This window comes from Streptomyces sp. R302 (assembly GCF_012927245.1).
Lineage (GTDB): Bacteria > Actinomycetota > Actinomycetes > Streptomycetales > Streptomycetaceae > Streptomyces.
The window spans coordinates 22,228-37,994 of sequence record NZ_JABBGE010000001.1; the positions used below are offsets into that span (position 1 = coordinate 22,228).

Genomic DNA, 15,767 nt, shown 5'->3' on the forward strand with positions numbered 1-15,767 from the left:
TTCCCGGGGCCGCGGGCGGTCCCGGGACCGCTGACGGTTCCCGGGCCGTCGGCTGCGCCGGTGCCGTCGGCTGTTTCCGGTGGCTTCGGCTATTCCTGTACGGGGGTCACCGTCGCGCGCCACAGGCGGTGGGCGGCGACGGCGGCGGCCGCGAGGAGGAGGCCGTTGCGGGCGGCCATCACGGCCAGGCCGAGCGGGGTGCCGGTGACGACCTCGGCGTACAGGACGGGGTACGCGAGGGAGCTGAGCGCCGCCGCCGGCAGCAGCAGCAGCGCCACCGGGCGCATCACCGTCCGCCGGGACGTCAGGCAGACGGCGGCGAGGCCGAGCAGCCAGACCAGGTACTGGGGGCTGATCACCCGGCTCGTGACGGTGAGGAGCAGGACGGCGGCGAGGGCCGCGTCGAGCGGGGTCGCCTCGCTCCAGCGGGTGGCGCGCAGCCGCCACAGGACCAGCCACAGGACGGCGGCGACGGTCAGCAGGAGGAAGAGGTGGCCGAGGGTGGAGACGTACGGGCCGACGTACTCGTAGGCGCCGTAGCGGACCTCCGCCGTCCCCGGCCAGAGCCCCGCCGCGCGGCCGAGGGCGAGCGCGGTGCCGCCCAGGGACTCCACCTGGATGCCCCGGGCGCCCTGCCCGCGCAGGAAGCCGAGCGAGCTGGAGAAGAACAGCGCGAGGACGGCGAGGAGGGTGGCGGCGGTGACCGCCGCGGCCGTCCACGCCTCACGGGTGGTACGCCCCCGGGGGGTGCCGATCAGCGCGAGCGCCGGCCACACCTTGACCAGCGCCCCGAGCCCCGCGAGCGCCCCGCCGAGCCGGTGCGCGGCGGGGGCGCGGCCCTTGAGCAGGAGGAGCGAGAGGACGGCGAGGGCGGTGGCCTGGACGTCGTACCGGGCGAGCGGCAGGTGGAGGAGGAGCGGCAGGCCGCACACCCAGTACCAGGCGCCGTGCGTGAGGCGTGAGCGGTCGGCGACGGCCAGGCCGAGGGTGACGGCGGCGTCGGCGAGCAGGGTCAGGACGACGAACGCCTGCGTGTAGCCGAGCCAGGGCATGAGCAGCCCCGGTGCCATGACCACGAGGCCGGCGCCGGGCGGGTACTGCCAGGTGGGGTCGGCGGGCGGGAAGGTGCCGTCGGCGAAGAAGCCGTACCAGTGGCGGTAGAGGAGCCGTACCTCGTTGCCGACCCCGCCGATGCCGAGGCTGTCGCTCGCGAGCAGCGCCAGCATGCCCACGCGCGTGACCAGCCAGACGACGGTGAGCGCGAGGGCGGGGCCGCGCCCGACGGTGACGAAGGTGGCGGAGGTGAAGGAGTCCGACTCGAAGGGGGAGCGGGTGAGGGAGGGGGGCGAGGGGGCGGAGGCCTGGGGTTGTCTGTGGTGATCGGGCGGCGTCACGTTCTGACGATAGGTCTGACGTGAGGCATATGCGTTATTTGTAGGGCCGGGTGGCGTCCGTCCCGGTGAACTCCTCGTACGCCACCACCTCCTCCGCCGGCCCGTCCGTCCGTCCGCAGCGTCCCGGCCTCCGGCCGGAGGGCGCGGCGCGGGTGGCTGTTGGCCATGTGGTCAGGCGTGGGTCAGTGGGGGCATGGGGGTGGCTTCCACTGAGCGGGAGGCGCGGTCGAGGGCGCTGGCCAGGAGGGCCAGGTCTGTGGGGCCGTTGCCGAGTTCGCGGACCGGGCGGCGGGTGGGCGGGTCGCCCATGCGTTCCCACTCCAGGGGGACGACCGTCGGGCGGAGGGTCGCCGTGCGGGGGATCCTGCCGGTGACGCGGCCCGCCTGGAAGGGCGTCACGCGGCCGTCGGGGTGGCCGAGGCGGCCTCGGCCCGGGGCCGGTACGTCGGGGCCCGGGGTGTTCGGCGGGGCGTTCAGGACGACGCGGAGGCGGGCGCCGTGGGCCAGGTCCGTGTCGGCGGTGCGGTCCGGGCGGGCGGAGGTCGCGATCAGGTGGACGCCGAGGCGGTCGCCGTGGCGTGCGACCGCTTCGAGGGCTCGGACGACCGAGCCGGCGGCGGGGCGGCCGGGGGCGCCGAGGGCGGGGGCGACGAGGGCGTCGTAGTCGTCCACGAGCACGACGAGACGGGGGAGCGGGGTGCGGGGGGCGCCGGGGCGAGGCGCGGTCAGGTGGGCCTCCTCGCTCGCGGGGCGGGGCACGCGCGCGGCGCCGAGCGGGCCGGGCCTGGCCTCGTCCGTCCGCAGGGTCCGTCCGCTGGTCCGTTCCCCGAGGTCCGCGGCGCCCGCCGAGCGCCCGCCGAGTCGTCCGCTCGTGGCCGGGTACGCCGTACGGCCGCTGGGGGTGCCGGGGATGTCACCCGCGCTCTGGTACGCCCCGCGGGTCAGGCGGTCGCCGGGGGTGTCGGGGAGCTCTTCGGGGGTGCGGGGGGACTGGTAGGGGGTGCGGGTTCCGGGGGCGGTGTCGCCCACCGTGCCGGCGCCGGTGCGCAGGGTGCGGCCGCTGGGGCGGTCCGTGAGGTCGGCGGCGGCGCGGGCGGGAAGCTGTTCGGCGGGGCTCGGGGAGCGCTGGCCGATGAGGGTGCGGGTGCTGCGGAGGTCGGCGATGTCGCCGTCGCCGAGCAGTTCGGCGCGGCGCTTCAGCTCCGCGCCCAGCGCCTGCGCGAACTCCCGCATGCGGACCGGGTCCGACGCCACCAGGTGCTCGGTGACGTGCGGCAGCTCCGTACAGGCCGTGAGGCCCTCGCCGCGCTCGCCGCCCGCGCCGTCCACGAGGAGGAGGCCGAGCCGGTCCGGGCGGCCGCCGGCCGCGAGGGAGGCGGCGATGGCGCGGAGGAGTTCCGTGCGGCCGCTGCCCGCCGGGCCCTCGATCAGGAGGTGCGGGCCCTCCGCCGTGAGGTCGACGGCGAGCGGGCCGCGCGGGCCCGCGCCCAGGATCGCCGTGCCCTCGCCGGCCGACGCCCAGCGGGCCATCAGGGACGCCGGGGTGGCCCGGGCCAGGCCGAGCTCGTCCAGGAGGCGGGAGGAGAGCGGCAGGGCGGCCGTCCGCCCCTGCGCCGCAGCCGCCGCGTCCGTACGCAGCGGGGCCAGCGCCCGGCCGAAGCGCTCCGCCCAGGCGACGGAGACCGCGTCCACGACCCCGACCGTGCCGTGGCCCGCGACCCGCCCGCCGGAGGTCCGCAGCAGCCGCAGCGCCGTCGCCACGTCACCGCTGAGCAGCGCCGCCGCCCCGCACTCGCGGAAGGCGAGGGAGGCCGCGCAGGCCGTCTCGTACGTCGCGGCGACCGGCGACGCGGGCGAGGCGGAGGGCGCCTCGGCGAGGCAGATCAGGTGGATGCCGGCCGCCGCGCCCGCGCCCGCGAGCCGGGCCACCGTCTCGCGCAGCGCCGCCGTGCCGGGGTCGCCGTCGACGACGACGACCGTCGCCGGGCCCGTGTACGCCGCTGCCGCCTTCGCGACCGTCGTCCGGTCCGCGCTGGCCCAGCCGGGACCCAGCGGGCCGTCGTCCAGGCGGCGGGTCAGCTCGGCGGTACGGGCCTGCGCCTGCTCGCGGTCGTACGCGAGGAGCAGCCGGCAGTCCTGGCCGTGCGCGGGCCGCGTGTGCGGGAGCCAGCCGAGCCAGCCCCAGGCGCGCCGCCGCTCCTCCAGGGGGCGGTTGCGGTCCGCGCTGACGAGGACGATCTCCAGGTCGGCGGGGGAGTGCAGGGCGGCCAGCTGGGCCACCACGGCGCGGGCCAGGCCGGCCAGCCGGTCCGCCGGGCCCGCCAGGCCCAGCGAGCCGGCCTCGCGCAGGGCCACGGTGACGGGCACCCCGGACAGCTCCGCGCGGTCGGCGGTGCCGAGCCGGACGGTCAGGGCCTCGGGGTGGTCCGGCGTCCGCTCCCACAGTCGGGGGCCGGGGCCGAGGGCGGTGAGCAGGACGGCCGCCGGATCGGGCCAGGTGTCGGGCGCGGCGGTCTCGCCGGGGGCCTCGGACGGCCAGGGCGACTCGGCGGTCGGGGACGGTCCGGCGCCGGCCGCCGGGTCGGCCTCGCGGCCGCCCGCGAGCCTCCGCGCCCACGCGCCGAGCCCGCGCCGGCCGGTCCTGCGGGTGGCCGGGCCCGTCGGGTCGGTGTCGTCGACGGGGGCCGTGCGCACGCGGGCGTGCGTCGCGCCGCCGTCGCCGCCCTCGGGCTCCCGCGCCCGCGCGTGGCCGGTGTCCGCCCAGCCGGCGGGGACCGTGGGGGTTTCGTGGGGGGCGTCCTGCGCGCCGCTTCGGCCCGTCCACGCGGGCGTGCCGTCCTCGGCGGGCGCGGCCGCGGCCGCCAGGGGCACGCGCAGGTGGCCCTCGCCGTCGGGCGAGGTGGGGAGGGGGCCGGGGTCCGCGGCGGCGTCCTGCGGGGCCGTGAGGCGGAGGGTGGACTCGCCGAGGCGGAGCAGGGCGCCGGGGCGCAGCCGGACGGGGCGGTCGCTCACGGGGACGCCGTCGAGGGTCGTGCCGTTGGTGGAGCCGAGGTCGGCGACGGTGACCCGGCTGTCGCCCGCGACGGTCACCCTGCAGTGCGCGCGCGACACGTCCGGGTCGTCCAGGGGCACGTCCGCCTCGACGGAGCGCCCGATCCTGATCGGCCCGCCGTGCAGCAGGTGCACCCCGCCCGCGTCGGGGCCCGCGACGACGTGCAGCCGGGCGGCGGAGCCCGCGGTGGCGAGGTCGGTGCGGTCGTCCGGGTCGGGGGACTGGAGGGCGAGGACCGCGCCGTCCACCAGGGGCGGCTCGCCCAGCACGCAGCGGCGGGCGTCCAGGCGCTCCGCGCCCGCGTACAGCACGGGCGTGCCGGTGCCGCCCGCGGTGTCGGGGCCGGTGACGGCGGCGGCGAGGTTCGAGGCCACGGCGGACAGCGCCGTGCCCGCGGGGGCCGTGACGAGCACGTCGCAGGCGCGGCCGGCGCCGTGGCCGGCGTGCGGCGCGAGGACGGTCAGCCGGATCTGCATCGCCGTCAGCGGTCCCTTCTGCGCGACATGCCCGGCAGGGGACCGCCCCGTTCACCCCCCACCCGGCACGGGCGCGTCGCCCGGTACAGGTCGGCACGGCGCGGGGGCTCCCGACCCCACCGATGCGACGTGCTGGAGGCATCCTCGCACCTGCGGCCGACAGCCTGCCGCCGGGTCACCCCGAATTGATCTTGAACTGTTGCCGGCGGTCGTCCGGTGTGACGCGAAAACGCCAGGTCGACCCGCGGCGCGGGGCCGGTGTGGCAACCATCCGGGCCGGGGGAGCGTCTTCTTCCGGACAAGTTCGGACGTCACCCGGGACACCACCCGGGTGGGTGTCCGCGCCGGGATCCGGGTGGGATTCCGGCGCGGTGCGCGGGCGGCGAGGGAAAGCCTTCGGCCATCCTGGGGGCGGCCCCCCGGGCCCTCCGCGACCGTTCGACGGCTCGAACGTGTCAGCGGGAATCCGCCTGTGGACGACCGACCGGTGACCCGTTCGGCGGCACTAGAGTGGGTCGGACACCCGGACGGGTCACAGAAGAGAAGCAAGAGGCCTCCGGGGCCCGGCTCGGTCGCACCGAGCGGGACCGGCCATCCAGGACCACGATCAGCCACGATCAGCAGGGAGCGCGTGACGTGCGGCCTATCGGCAGCAAGTACCTGCTCGAGGAGCCGCTCGGCCGCGGCGCCACGGGCACCGTCTGGCGAGCCCGCCAGAGGGAGACGGCGGGCGCCGAGGCGGCCGTGGCCGGCCAGCCCGGCGAGACCGTCGCGATCAAGGTCCTCAAGGAGGAGCTGGCCAACGACGCGGACATCGTGATGCGCTTCCTGCGCGAGCGGTCCGTCCTCCTCCGGCTCACGCACCCGAACATCGTGCGCACCCGCGACCTGGTCGTCGAGGGCGACGTCCTGGCCCTGGTCATGGACCTCGTCGAAGGCCCCGACCTGCACCGCTACCTGCGGGAGAGCGGCCCGCTGACCCCGGTCGCCGCCGCCCTGCTCACCGCGCAGATCGCCGACGCGCTCGCCGCCAGCCACGCCGACGGCGTCGTCCACCGCGACCTCAAGCCGGCCAACGTGCTGCTCGCCGAGCGGGACGGCGCCATGCACCCGATGCTGACCGACTTCGGCATCGCCCGCCTCGCCGACTCCCCGGGCCTCACCCGCACCCACGAGTTCGTCGGCACGCCCGCGTACGTGGCGCCGGAGTCCGCCGAGGGCCGCCCGCAGACCTCCGCCGTCGACGTCTACGGCGCCGGCATCCTGCTGTACGAGCTGGTCACCGGCCGCCCGCCGTTCGCCGGCGGCACCGCCCTCGAAGTCCTCCACATGCACCTCAGCGAGGAGCCCCGCCGCCCCTCCACGGTGCCCGCGCCCCTGTGGACGGTCATCGAGCGCTGCCTCAGCAAGAACCCCGACCAGCGGCCCAGCGCCGTCAACCTGGCGCGCGGCCTGCGCACGGTCGCCGCCGGCATCGGCGTGCACTCCTCGCCCGCCCAGATCGAGGCCGCCGAGGGCGTCGGCGCCCTCCTCGCCCCGGACCCCGACCCGGCGCGGGTCCCCGGCGCGCCCGCGGCCTTCGACCCGGCCGCCGCCACCAGCGTCCTGCCCACGAGCGGACCGGCCGGCGCCGGCGACCCGACCACGGTGCTGCCCGCGGGCGGCCCCGCCGGCGCGGCGGACCCGACCGCCGTCATGCCCGCGATGCCGCCGAACCCGCCGGCGGAGGACCCGCACCCCTGGCAGACCCAGCTCCGCGCGGCCCGCGACCGCAACGAGCAGACCCAGGTCCAGTACCTGGACCCCAGCGAGGACCCGCTGCGCCGCCGCCCCACGCGCCAGCCGCAGCAGCAGCGGCCGCCGCAGCCCCCGCCGTACCAGCAGGGCCCCCCGCCGCAGCAGTACCAGCAGCAGCCCCAGGGCTACCAGCAGCCGCAGCAGCCGCCGCCGTACCAGCAGCAGCGTCCGCCGCAGCCCCAGCGGCCCGCCCCGCAGCCGTACGCGCCGCCGCAGCCCCCGCCGCAGCAGTACGCACCGCAGCCCCAGCAGCAGCCCCAGCAGCCGCAGCCGCAGCCACCCGCCCCGCGCGAGCCGCGCCCGCCGCGTCAGCGGAGCGCCAACCCGGTGCGGATCCCCGGCCTCGGCTGCCTCAAGGGCTGCCTGATCATGGTGGTCCTCTTCGTGGTGGCCGGCTGGCTCGTCTGGGAGCTCACCCCGCTCCAGGACTGGATCGCCCAGGGCAAGGGCTACTGGGAGGCCATCGGCGACGGCATCTCCACCGTCACCGACTGGATCTCCAGCATCGGGGAGGCCACCGGCTCCCTCGGCGGATCCGGCGGCACCGGCCAGTAACCGTCGGTAAGGAGGCAGTACGACCACCGGAAACGCGGTCGTACTGCCGATTTATCGACTTCCGAGGGGTGATTTCCCTCCGGGAGTGACGTCCGGCGGCCCGGGACGCGTAACTTTGACGCGAACCGCAGCCGCTGAGGGAGCAGTCTTGGCACGGAACATCGGCAGTCGCTACACCACCCACCAGATCCTCGGGCGGGGCAGCGCCGGAACGGTGTGGCTCGGCGAGGGCCCCGAGGGGCCCGTCGCCGTGAAACTGCTGCGCGAGGACCTGGCCTCCGACCAGGAGCTCGTCGGCCGCTTCGTGCGGGAGCGCACCGCCCTGCTCGGACTCGACCACCCGCGCGTGGTCAAGGTCCGCGACCTCGTCGTCGACGGCAACGACCTCGCCCTCGTCATGGACCTGGTCCGCGGCACCGACCTGCGCACCCGCCTCGACCGGGAGCGCCGCCTCGCCCCCGAGGCCGCCGTCGCGATCATCAAGGACGTCGCCGAGGGCCTCGCCGCCGCGCACGCGGCCGGCGTCGTCCACCGGGACGTGAAGCCGGAGAACATCCTCCTCGACATGGAGGGCCCGCTCGGCCCCGGCGGCGCCCACCCCGCCCTCCTCACCGACTTCGGCGTCGCCAAGCTCATCGACACCCCCGGCCGCACCAAGGCCACCCGGATCATCGGCACCCCCGACTACCTCGCCCCCGAGATCGTCGAGGGCCTGCCGCCGCGCGCCGCCGTCGACATCTACGCCCTCGCGACCGTCCTGTACGAGCTCCTGGCCGGCTTCACGCCCTTCGGCGGCGGCCACCCCGGCGCCGTCCTGCGCCGGCACGTCACCGAGACCGTCGTCCCGCTCCCCGGCATCCCCGAGGAGCTGTGGCAGCTGCTCGTCCAGTGCCTCGCCAAGGCGCCCGCCTCCCGGCTGCGCGCCTCCGAGCTGGCCGCCCGCCTCGCCGACGTCCTGCCGCTCCTCAAGGGCATCCCGCCGCTGGACGTGGACGAGCCCGGCGCCGAGCCCGCGCCGGCCCCGGAGCCGTACGAGGACCCCGCGTACGCCACCTCCGCCGGCGCGCCCGCCGACACCGGCCGCCGCCGCGCCGCCGTCCCGCTGGTGCCCGGCGCCTCCGCCGACTCCCACCGCGACACCCACACCTCCATGCGGGTGCCGGGGCCGGACGAACTGTCCGGCGGCCCGCACGGCACCGCCCGCGCGCCCCGCCCCGCCGGCGCCCGCAGACCCGGCTCGGCCCGCAACAAGGCCGGGGCCGTCCGCAAGCGCCGGATCGCCCTCGGCATCGCGGCCGCCGTCGCCGCGGCGGCGCTCGGCACCGGCGGCTACCTGGCGCTCGCCGGCGACGACGGCACCCCGCCACCGGACTCCCGCCCGTCCTCCCAGCCCGCGCCGCAGCCCTAGGAAGCGCCTTTCGGATCGGGTTGTCCACAGGCCGGGCAGCCGTAGGTTCGGCTCGGGGCCGGGAGCCGTTACGCTGGACGCGTGGCAGTCGTCGATGTATCCGAAGAGCTGAAGTCCCTCTCCTCGACCATGGGGTCGATCGAGGCCGTCCTGGACCTCGACAAGATGAGGGCAGACATCGCCGTGCTCGAAGAGCAGGCCGCGGCCCCGTCCCTCTGGGACGACCCGGAGGCGGCGCAGAAGATCACGAGCAAGCTTTCCCACCTCCAGGCCGAGGTCCGCAAGGCCGAGGCGCTGCGCGGCCGCATCGACGACCTGGGCGTCCTCTTCGACCTCGCCGAGGAGATGGACGACGCGGACACCCGCGCCGAGGCCGAGACCGAGCTGACCGCCGTGCGCAAGGCGCTCGACGAGATGGAGGTCCGCACCCTCCTCTCCGGCGAGTACGACGAGCGCGAGGCGCTGGTCAACATCCGCGCCGAGGCCGGCGGCGTCGACGCCTCCGACTTCGCCGAGCGCCTCCAGCGCATGTACCTGCGCTGGGCCGAGCGCCACGGCTACTCGACCGAGATCTACGAGACCTCGTACGCGGAAGAGGCCGGCATCAAGTCGACCACCTTCGTCGTCAAGGCGCCGTACGCCTACGGCACCCTCTCCGTCGAGCAGGGCACCCACCGCCTGGTGCGCATCTCGCCCTTCGACAACCAGGGCCGCCGCCAGACCTCCTTCGCGGGCGTCGAGATCCTCCCCGTCGTCGAGTCCTCGGACCACGTCGAGATCGAGGAGTCGGACCTCCGCGTCGACGTGTACCGCGCCTCCGGCCCCGGCGGCCAGGGCGTCAACACCACCGACTCGGCCGTGCGCATCACGCACCTCCCGACCGGCATCGTGGTCTCCTGCCAGAACGAGCGCTCGCAGATCCAGAACAAGGCGAGCGCCATGAACGTCCTCCAGGCCAAGCTCCTGGAGCGCCAGCGCCAGGAGGAGCGGGCCAAGATGGACGCCCTCAAGGACAGCGGCAGCTCCTGGGGCAACCAGATGCGGTCGTACGTCCTCCACCCGTACCAGATGGTCAAGGATCTCCGGACGGAGTTCGAGGTCGGCAACCCGCAGTCGGTCCTGGACGGCGAGATCGACGGCTTCCTGGAGGCCGGAATCCGCTGGCGCAAGCAGCAGGAGCAGACGAAGTAACCGCCCCGCAGCGTTCGTTCCGGGCCCCGCACCTTCTCGGTGCGGGGCCCGGCGCGTTCGCCGCTGCAAGCGGTTCGCGGGCGAGCGGGGCGCTTTGTCGACAAGGGAACTGCCGCCGCGAGGCCCGTAGTTCCGGGTTTACGTCACAGTTGCATCGTCACATGCCGTCCAACTGGTGATCTTTCGGGCATCGCACGCGCAACGGCCTTGACGCTGCTTCGGAAACTCGGAAGGGTGGCTGGATGGCATGCGCATATCTGGGGCGCGTGTGAACGGGGGCAGGTCCAGTAACCATGACGCTTCCCGTGCCCGGGGCCCCTGGCGCTGCCCCATGACGAGATGAAGCTACTGGGGGTAGCAACCAGATGACCAACAAGACGCGAGTCCGCCTTGCGCGAGTCGCGGCCGGTGCCGTGATCATCGCCGGTGCGTCCCTGACCGCGGCGGGCGCCGCGCAGGCCGTCAACAGCGAGGACGCCGCGACGCTGGAGGTGACCGTCGGCGCGCTCACCGAGGGCGAGGGCAACGACATCGCCGGCAACATCGAGGGCCAGGACGGTGGTGCGGCTGACGGTGGCGCTGCCGATGGTGGTGCGGCTGACGGTGGCGCTGCCGATGGTGGTGCGGCTGACGGTGGTGCGGCTGACGGTGGCGCTGCCGATGGTGGTGCGGCTGACGGTGGCGCTGCCGATGGTGGCGCTGCCGATGGTGGTGCGGCTGACGGTGGCGCTGCCGATGGTGGTGCCGCTGACGGTGGTGCGGCCGATGGTGGTGCGGCTGATGGTGGCGCTGCCGATGGTGGTGCGGCTGACGGTGGCGCTGCCGATGGTGGTGCCGCTGACGGTGGTGCGGCTGACGGTGGTGCGGCCGATGGTGGTGCGGCTGACGGTGGCGCTGCCGATGGCGGTGCGGCTGACGGTGGCGCTGCCGACGGCGGTGCCGCTGACGGTGGCGCTGCCGATGGTGGTGCTGCCGACGGCGGTGCCTCGACCGACGGTGGCGCGTCCACCGACGGTGGCAACTCGTCCAGCGGTTCCGGCTCCAACGGTTCCAACGGTTCGACCGGTTCCAACGGGAACGGCAACGGTGGCAACGACTCCGGCGCCGCCACCACGACCGGCGGTTCCTCCACCGGTGGCGGCTCGTCCACCGGTGACACGGGCAACTGCACCGTCGACATCGACGGTGTCGAGTGCGTCGAGGCCGGTACGACCGGCACGACCGGTTCCAACGGCTCGACCGGCTCCAACAACAACACCGACACCCAGCAGGCCGGCTCCCAGCCGGTCCAGCAGGGCGAGGCCAAGGAAGAGCTCGCCGAGACCGGTGCGGCCGAGACGTCCTTCCTGATCATCGGTGCCGCCACCATGATCGCCGGTGGCATCGGCTTCCGCTTCCTGCCGCGCCTGGTGGCCGGCGGTCGCGGCGCGGCTGCCTGAGCCGCGTAAGCGCTAAGACGGCGAAGGGCCGGGGAGGCTTCCTCCCCGGCCCTTCGTCATTCCGCTTTCCGTCTCGTGTCGCTCAGACCGTGCGGACCGCCGCCAGCAGCGCCAGCGTGCCCAGCAGGGCGATCACCAGCGTCAGCACCATCGCCGGGGACAGGCCCTGCGGTGTCAGACGCTCACGATTGGCCCGGCAGACGGGGCAGCGACCCTCGGCGACCGGGGCCGCGCAATTGGCGCACACCAGTCGGTCGTAGGTCATACGCTCTCCTCCTCCCGCACGGGGCTCACACCAGGACAACGCCCGGCACCATCCGGACGTTCCCCTTACCACTCTGCCAGCTCCACGGGGTTCCGGCGCGCCCCGGCCGCAAACGCCCCCGCCCCGCCATCGAGGGCCAAAAAGGATAAACCACACAAGCCAGGACCGCGACTGCGCGGTGCTTCCTGGTTCGCGTAAGGTCACGCACACCTACTCCCGGCCGACCGTGGTGCATTCGTGATCCGATTCGACAACGTCTCCAAGTCCTATCCGAAGCAGAACCGCCCCGCGCTCCGGGATGTCTCCCTGGAGATCGAGAAGGGGGAGTTCGTCTTCCTCGTCGGTTCCTCCGGCTCCGGAAAGTCGACTTTCCTCCGGCTGCTCCTGCGCGAGGAGCGCGCCAGCCAAGGGCAGGTGCACGTCCTCGGCAAGGACCTGGCCCGGCTCTCCAACTGGAAGGTGCCGCACATGCGGCGCCAGCTCGGCACCGTCTTCCAGGACTTCCGACTGCTGCCCAACAAGACGGTCGCGCAGAACGTGGCCTTCGCCCAGGAGGTCATCGGCAAGCCGCGCGGAGAGATCCGCAAGGCCGTGCCGCAGGTGCTCGACCTGGTCGGCCTCGGCGGCAAGGAGGACCGCATGCCGGGCGAGCTGTCCGGTGGTGAGCAGCAGCGCGTCGCGATCGCCCGCGCGTTCGTCAACCGCCCGATGCTGCTGATCGCCGACGAGCCGACCGGCAACCTCGACCCGCAGACCTCCGTCGGCATCATGAAGCTGCTCGACCGCATCAACAGGACAGGGACCACCGTCGTCATGGCGACCCACGACCAGAACATCGTCGACCAGATGCGCAAGCGCGTCATCGAGCTGGAGAAGGGCCGTCTCGTCCGCGACCAGGCGCGCGGCGTCTACGGCTACCAGCACTGACGGCGGGGGAACCAGAACACCATGCGCGCCCAGTTCGTGCTCTCCGAGATCGGCGTCGGCCTCCGGCGCAACCTGACGATGACCTTCGCGGTCATCGTCTCCGTGGCCCTGTCGCTGGCCCTCTTCGGCGGTGCCCTGCTCATGCGCGAGCAGGTCAACACGATGAAGGACTACTGGTACGACAAGGTCAACGTCTCGATCTACCTCTGCACCAAGGCCGACGCGACCAACGGGGACAAGTGCGCCAAGGGCGCGGTCACGGCGGAGCAGAAGAAGCAGATCGAGGCCGATCTGAAGAAGTTGAGCATCGTCGAGAACGTCTACTACGAGTCGGCCGAGGAGGCCTTCAGCCGTTACCAGGAGCAGTACGGCGACACCGCCATCGCCTCCGTCATCACCCCGGACCAGATGCCGGAGTCGTTCCGGGTGAAGCTGAAGGACCCGGAGAAGTACAAGGTGGTCGCCACCGCCTTCGAGGGGCGCGACGGCATCGAGTCGGTCCAGGACCAGCGGAACATCCTGGAGACGCTCTTCAACATGATGCGCAGCGTCAACTACGCGGCCGTCGCGCTCATGCTCCTGATGCTGGTGATCGCGCTGATGCTGATCATCAACACGGTCCGCGTCTCGGCCTTCAGCCGCCGCCGCGAGACCGGCATCATGCGGCTCGTCGGCGCCTCCAGCTTCTACATCCAGATGCCGTTCATCATGGAGGCCGCCTTCTCCGGCCTCATCGGCGGCGCCTTCGCCTGTGTGCTGCTCGTGGCCGGCCGCTACCTCCTCGTCGACCACGGTCTGAACCTCGCCGAGCAGATGCCGCTGGTGAACTTCATCGGCTGGGACGTGGTCCTCGCCCAGCTGCCGCTGGTGATCGTCATCGGACTGCTGATGCCGTCCGTGGCCGCGTTCATCGCGCTGCGCAAGTACCTGAAGGTGTGAGAAGAGACCACTGACGGCGGACGGCGTCCTCGGGCCAAAGCCCTTGGGGCGCCGCCGCCCTGTCCTAGAGTGGGCGCCATGCCGGCCGGCCGCGCACTCCTCTGTCTCCGGCCCCGCGGTGTCGTCCGCGGGGCCGTTCTCACGCTCGTCTTCGCCGGGGTCCTCGCGACCGGCGCCGCGACCGGCGCGCTGCCCCGGGGGGACGACGCCGGGCGGGAGCCCCGTACCGGCTCCGGGGACCGGGCCGCCTTCGACCGGGCCGCCCTCCACCGCTTCGCCGCCGAGGCCGTCGCCGACGGCAAGTCGGGCAAGCAGGCCGCCGAGGAGTTCGTCAGCCGCAGCGGCGACCGCTGGGGCGCGGTCTACGACCGGCGGGAGTACGCCGAGTTCGAGCGGTCCCTCGACGGCGCCTACACCGGCGTCGGCCTCTCCGCCGGCCGTACGTCCCCGGAGGGCGGCGTCGAGGTCACCCGGGTGCGGTCCGGCGGTCCCGCCGAGCGGGCCGGGGTACGCGTCGGGGACCGGCTGCTCGCGGTCGGCGGGCAGGTCACCGACGGCCGGTCCGCCTCCGAGGTCGTCTCCCTGCTGCGCGGCGACGGCGTGCCCGGCTCCACGGTGGCCCTGAGGATCAGCCGGGGCGGCATGACCTGGACCCAGACGCTGCGCCGGGAGCGGCTCGTGACCGAGCCCGTCACCGTCACCCGCCCCGACCCCCGGACCGTCGTCATCCGGGTCGCCGCCTTCACCAAGGGCGTCGGCGCCCGGGTGCGGGAGGCCGTCAGGACGGCCCCGGCCGGCGCGGGCGTCCTGCTCGACCTGCGCGGCAACTCCGGCGGCCTGGTCGACGAGGCCGCCTCCGCCGCCTCCGCCTTCCTCGACGGCGGCCTGGTCGCCACGTACGACGTCGAGGGCGAGCAGCGGGCCGTGTACGCGGAGCGGGGCGGCGACACCGGCCGGCCGCTGGTCGCGCTGGTCGACGGCGGCACCATGAGCGCGGCCGAACTCCTCACCGGCGCGCTCCAGGACCGGGGGAGGGCGGTCACCGTCGGCTCCCGGACCTTCGGCAAGGGCTCGGTGCAGATGCCGAGCACCCTCCCGGACGGTTCGGTCGCCGAGCTGACCGTGGGCCACTACCGCACCCCCGCCGGGCACGAGGTCGACGGGCGCGGCATCGCCCCCGACCTGCCGGCCGCGGAGGGGGCGGAGGAGCGGGCCCGCACGGTATTGAGTGGCCTCGGAGGGGGCTCGTAGTGCGAAAATGACCGCACTATGGCCAAGGGACTCGTCAACGTGCAGGGCAAGCCTGCGAAGAAGGCAGCCGACAAGGCGCCGGAGCGCAAGCTCATCGCGCAGAACAAGAAGGCGCGCCACGACTACCTCATCCTCGACACGTACGAGGCGGGCGTGGCGCTCATGGGTACGGAGGTGAAGTCGCTCCGGATGGGGCGGGCCTCGCTGGTGGACGGCTTCGTCCAGATCGAGGGCCACGAGGCGTGGCTGTACAACATCCACGTCCCGGAGTACATGCAGGGCAGCTGGACCAACCACTCGGCGAAGCGGAAGCGGAAGCTGCTGCTGCACCGGGCGGAGATCGACAAGCTGGAGCAGAAGGCGTCGGAGACCGGGCACACGATCGTGCCGCTCGCGCTGTACTTCCTGGGCGGCCGGGTGAAGTGCGAGATCGCGCTCGCCAAGGGCAAGAAGGAGTACGACAAGCGGCAGACGCTGCGGGAGAAGCAGGACACCCGCGAGACCGCCCGCGCCATCGCGGCGGCGAAGCGGCGCCAGCGCGCCCAGGGGCGTTAATACGCTGGCAACCGGGCCCGCCGGTCACGTACCATGGGCCACGCACCCCACAGAGGGTGCACGCATTGAAAACACAACATGGGGATGATCGGTTTCGACAGCGGATGTCGAAGCAGGGGAAGCGTGTCGAGGAAGCGGCAATGATCTCGTAAACCACGCGCCGAAACCAATAATCGCCAACACCAAGCGCGATTCCTTCGCCCTCGCTGCCTAAGTAGCGACTTGCGAAGTGTCAGCCCGGGGCTGTTCCCGACCCGGATCCTGGCATCATGAAGGGAACTAAACCTTGATCCCGGTCACGGGGTGAAGAGGGAAATCAAACAGTGACTGAGCCCGTTCCGGACTTGTCTGGGTGATCCGGAGGGCTGAGAAAATCGCACCAGACTGCACACGGAGAAGCCCTGGTTCCGCACCGTTGGACGCGGGTTCGATTCCCGCCATCTCCACTCATCCCATGTGGGCAGAGGCCCGGTGGTCGCGCGAGCGACCGCCGGGCCTCTGTCATTGCCGCGCCTGTC

Annotated in this window: 11 protein-coding genes and 1 other RNA gene; 9 read left to right on the top strand and 3 right to left on the bottom strand. The window is 73.9% G+C overall.

Annotated elements, in window-relative coordinates:
- Positions 1–89 precede the first annotated feature (89 nt).
- Positions 90–1,226, bottom strand: coding sequence for a glycosyltransferase 87 family protein (locus tag HHL19_RS00080; RefSeq protein WP_169086139.1), 1,137 nt, complete (start codon positions 1,224–1,226; stop codon positions 90–92).
- Between the two features lie 339 nt (positions 1,227–1,565).
- Positions 1,566–4,922 carry an FHA domain-containing protein gene (locus tag HHL19_RS00085; protein ID WP_169084268.1) on the bottom strand — a complete coding sequence of 1,119 codons (3,357 nt, stop codon included), beginning with the start codon at positions 4,920–4,922 and terminating at the stop codon, positions 1,566–1,568.
- Between the two features lie 636 nt (positions 4,923–5,558).
- Between HHL19_RS00085 and HHL19_RS00090 the strand changes: the two genes are divergently transcribed.
- The 4 genes from HHL19_RS00090 (at position 5,559) to HHL19_RS00105 (ending at position 11,312) form a co-directional block, all read left to right on the top strand.
- A complete protein-coding gene (locus HHL19_RS00090) occupies positions 5,559–7,274 on the top strand; it encodes a serine/threonine-protein kinase (RefSeq protein ID WP_169084270.1) in 1,716 nt (571 codons plus the stop codon).
- A 148-nt stretch (positions 7,275–7,422) separates the two neighbouring features.
- Entirely contained in the window at positions 7,423–8,682 is a 1,260-nt protein-coding gene (locus HHL19_RS00095) for a serine/threonine-protein kinase (protein WP_169084272.1), read from the top strand.
- 81 nt (positions 8,683–8,763) lie between these two features.
- Positions 8,764–9,873, top strand: a complete 1,110-nt coding sequence (gene prfB, locus HHL19_RS00100; RefSeq protein WP_169084274.1) for a peptide chain release factor 2 — start codon at positions 8,764–8,766, stop codon at positions 9,871–9,873.
- A gap of 365 nt (positions 9,874–10,238) precedes the next feature.
- Positions 10,239–11,312 carry a hypothetical protein gene (locus tag HHL19_RS00105; protein WP_169084276.1) on the top strand — a complete coding sequence of 358 codons (1,074 nt, stop codon included), beginning with the start codon at positions 10,239–10,241 and terminating at the stop codon, positions 11,310–11,312.
- Between the two features lie 82 nt (positions 11,313–11,394).
- Here the strand turns inward: HHL19_RS00105 and HHL19_RS00110 are convergent, their stop codons facing one another.
- A complete protein-coding gene (locus tag HHL19_RS00110) occupies positions 11,395–11,577 on the bottom strand; it encodes a hypothetical protein (protein WP_169084278.1) in 183 nt (60 codons plus the stop codon).
- Positions 11,578–11,814: 237 nt separating this feature from the next.
- Here HHL19_RS00110 and ftsE point away from each other — a divergent pair, with 237 nt between their 5' ends.
- The 5 genes from ftsE to ssrA all read left to right on the top strand — a co-directional run bounded on the left by ftsE (position 11,815) and on the right by ssrA (position 15,698).
- Positions 11,815–12,504 (top strand): cell division ATP-binding protein FtsE, encoded by a 690-nt coding sequence (gene ftsE / locus HHL19_RS00115; RefSeq protein WP_053648390.1) that lies wholly within the window; start codon positions 11,815–11,817, stop codon positions 12,502–12,504.
- Positions 12,505–12,525: 21 nt separating this feature from the next.
- The gene (gene ftsX / locus HHL19_RS00120) at positions 12,526–13,443 is read left to right on the top strand and encodes a permease-like cell division protein FtsX (RefSeq protein WP_169084280.1); all 918 of its coding nucleotides are present in this window, start codon (positions 12,526–12,528) and stop codon (positions 13,441–13,443) included.
- Positions 13,444–13,521: 78 nt separating this feature from the next.
- On the top strand, positions 13,522–14,694 hold the full coding sequence (locus HHL19_RS00125; RefSeq protein WP_169084282.1) for a S41 family peptidase: 1,173 nt from the start codon (positions 13,522–13,524) through the stop codon (positions 14,692–14,694).
- Positions 14,695–14,712: 18 nt separating this feature from the next.
- A complete protein-coding gene (gene smpB, locus HHL19_RS00130; protein WP_206324451.1) occupies positions 14,713–15,249 on the top strand; it encodes an SsrA-binding protein SmpB in 537 nt (178 codons plus the stop codon).
- An 80-nt stretch (positions 15,250–15,329) separates the two neighbouring features.
- Positions 15,330–15,698: a transfer-messenger RNA gene (gene ssrA, locus HHL19_RS00135) on the top strand.
- Positions 15,699–15,767: the final 69 nt, after the last annotated feature.

Excerpts from the sequence above, each read along its gene's own strand:
- HHL19_RS00105 (WP_169084276.1), top strand. The coding sequence starts at position 10,239 with ATGACCAACAAGACGCGAGTCCGCCTTGCGCGAGTCGCGGCCGGTGCC.
- HHL19_RS00080 (WP_169086139.1), bottom strand. The coding sequence starts at position 1,226 with ATGCTGGCGCTGCTCGCGAGCGACAGCCTCGGCATCGGCGGGGTCGGC.
- smpB (WP_206324451.1), top strand. The coding sequence starts at position 14,713 with ATGGCCAAGGGACTCGTCAACGTGCAGGGCAAGCCTGCGAAGAAGGCA.
- HHL19_RS00085 (WP_169084268.1), bottom strand. The coding sequence starts at position 4,922 with ATGCAGATCCGGCTGACCGTCCTCGCGCCGCACGCCGGCCACGGCGCC.
- HHL19_RS00110 (WP_169084278.1), bottom strand. The coding sequence starts at position 11,577 with ATGACCTACGACCGACTGGTGTGCGCCAATTGCGCGGCCCCGGTCGCC.
- ftsX (WP_169084280.1), top strand. The coding sequence starts at position 12,526 with ATGCGCGCCCAGTTCGTGCTCTCCGAGATCGGCGTCGGCCTCCGGCGC.
- HHL19_RS00125 (WP_169084282.1), top strand. The coding sequence starts at position 13,522 with ATGCCGGCCGGCCGCGCACTCCTCTGTCTCCGGCCCCGCGGTGTCGTC.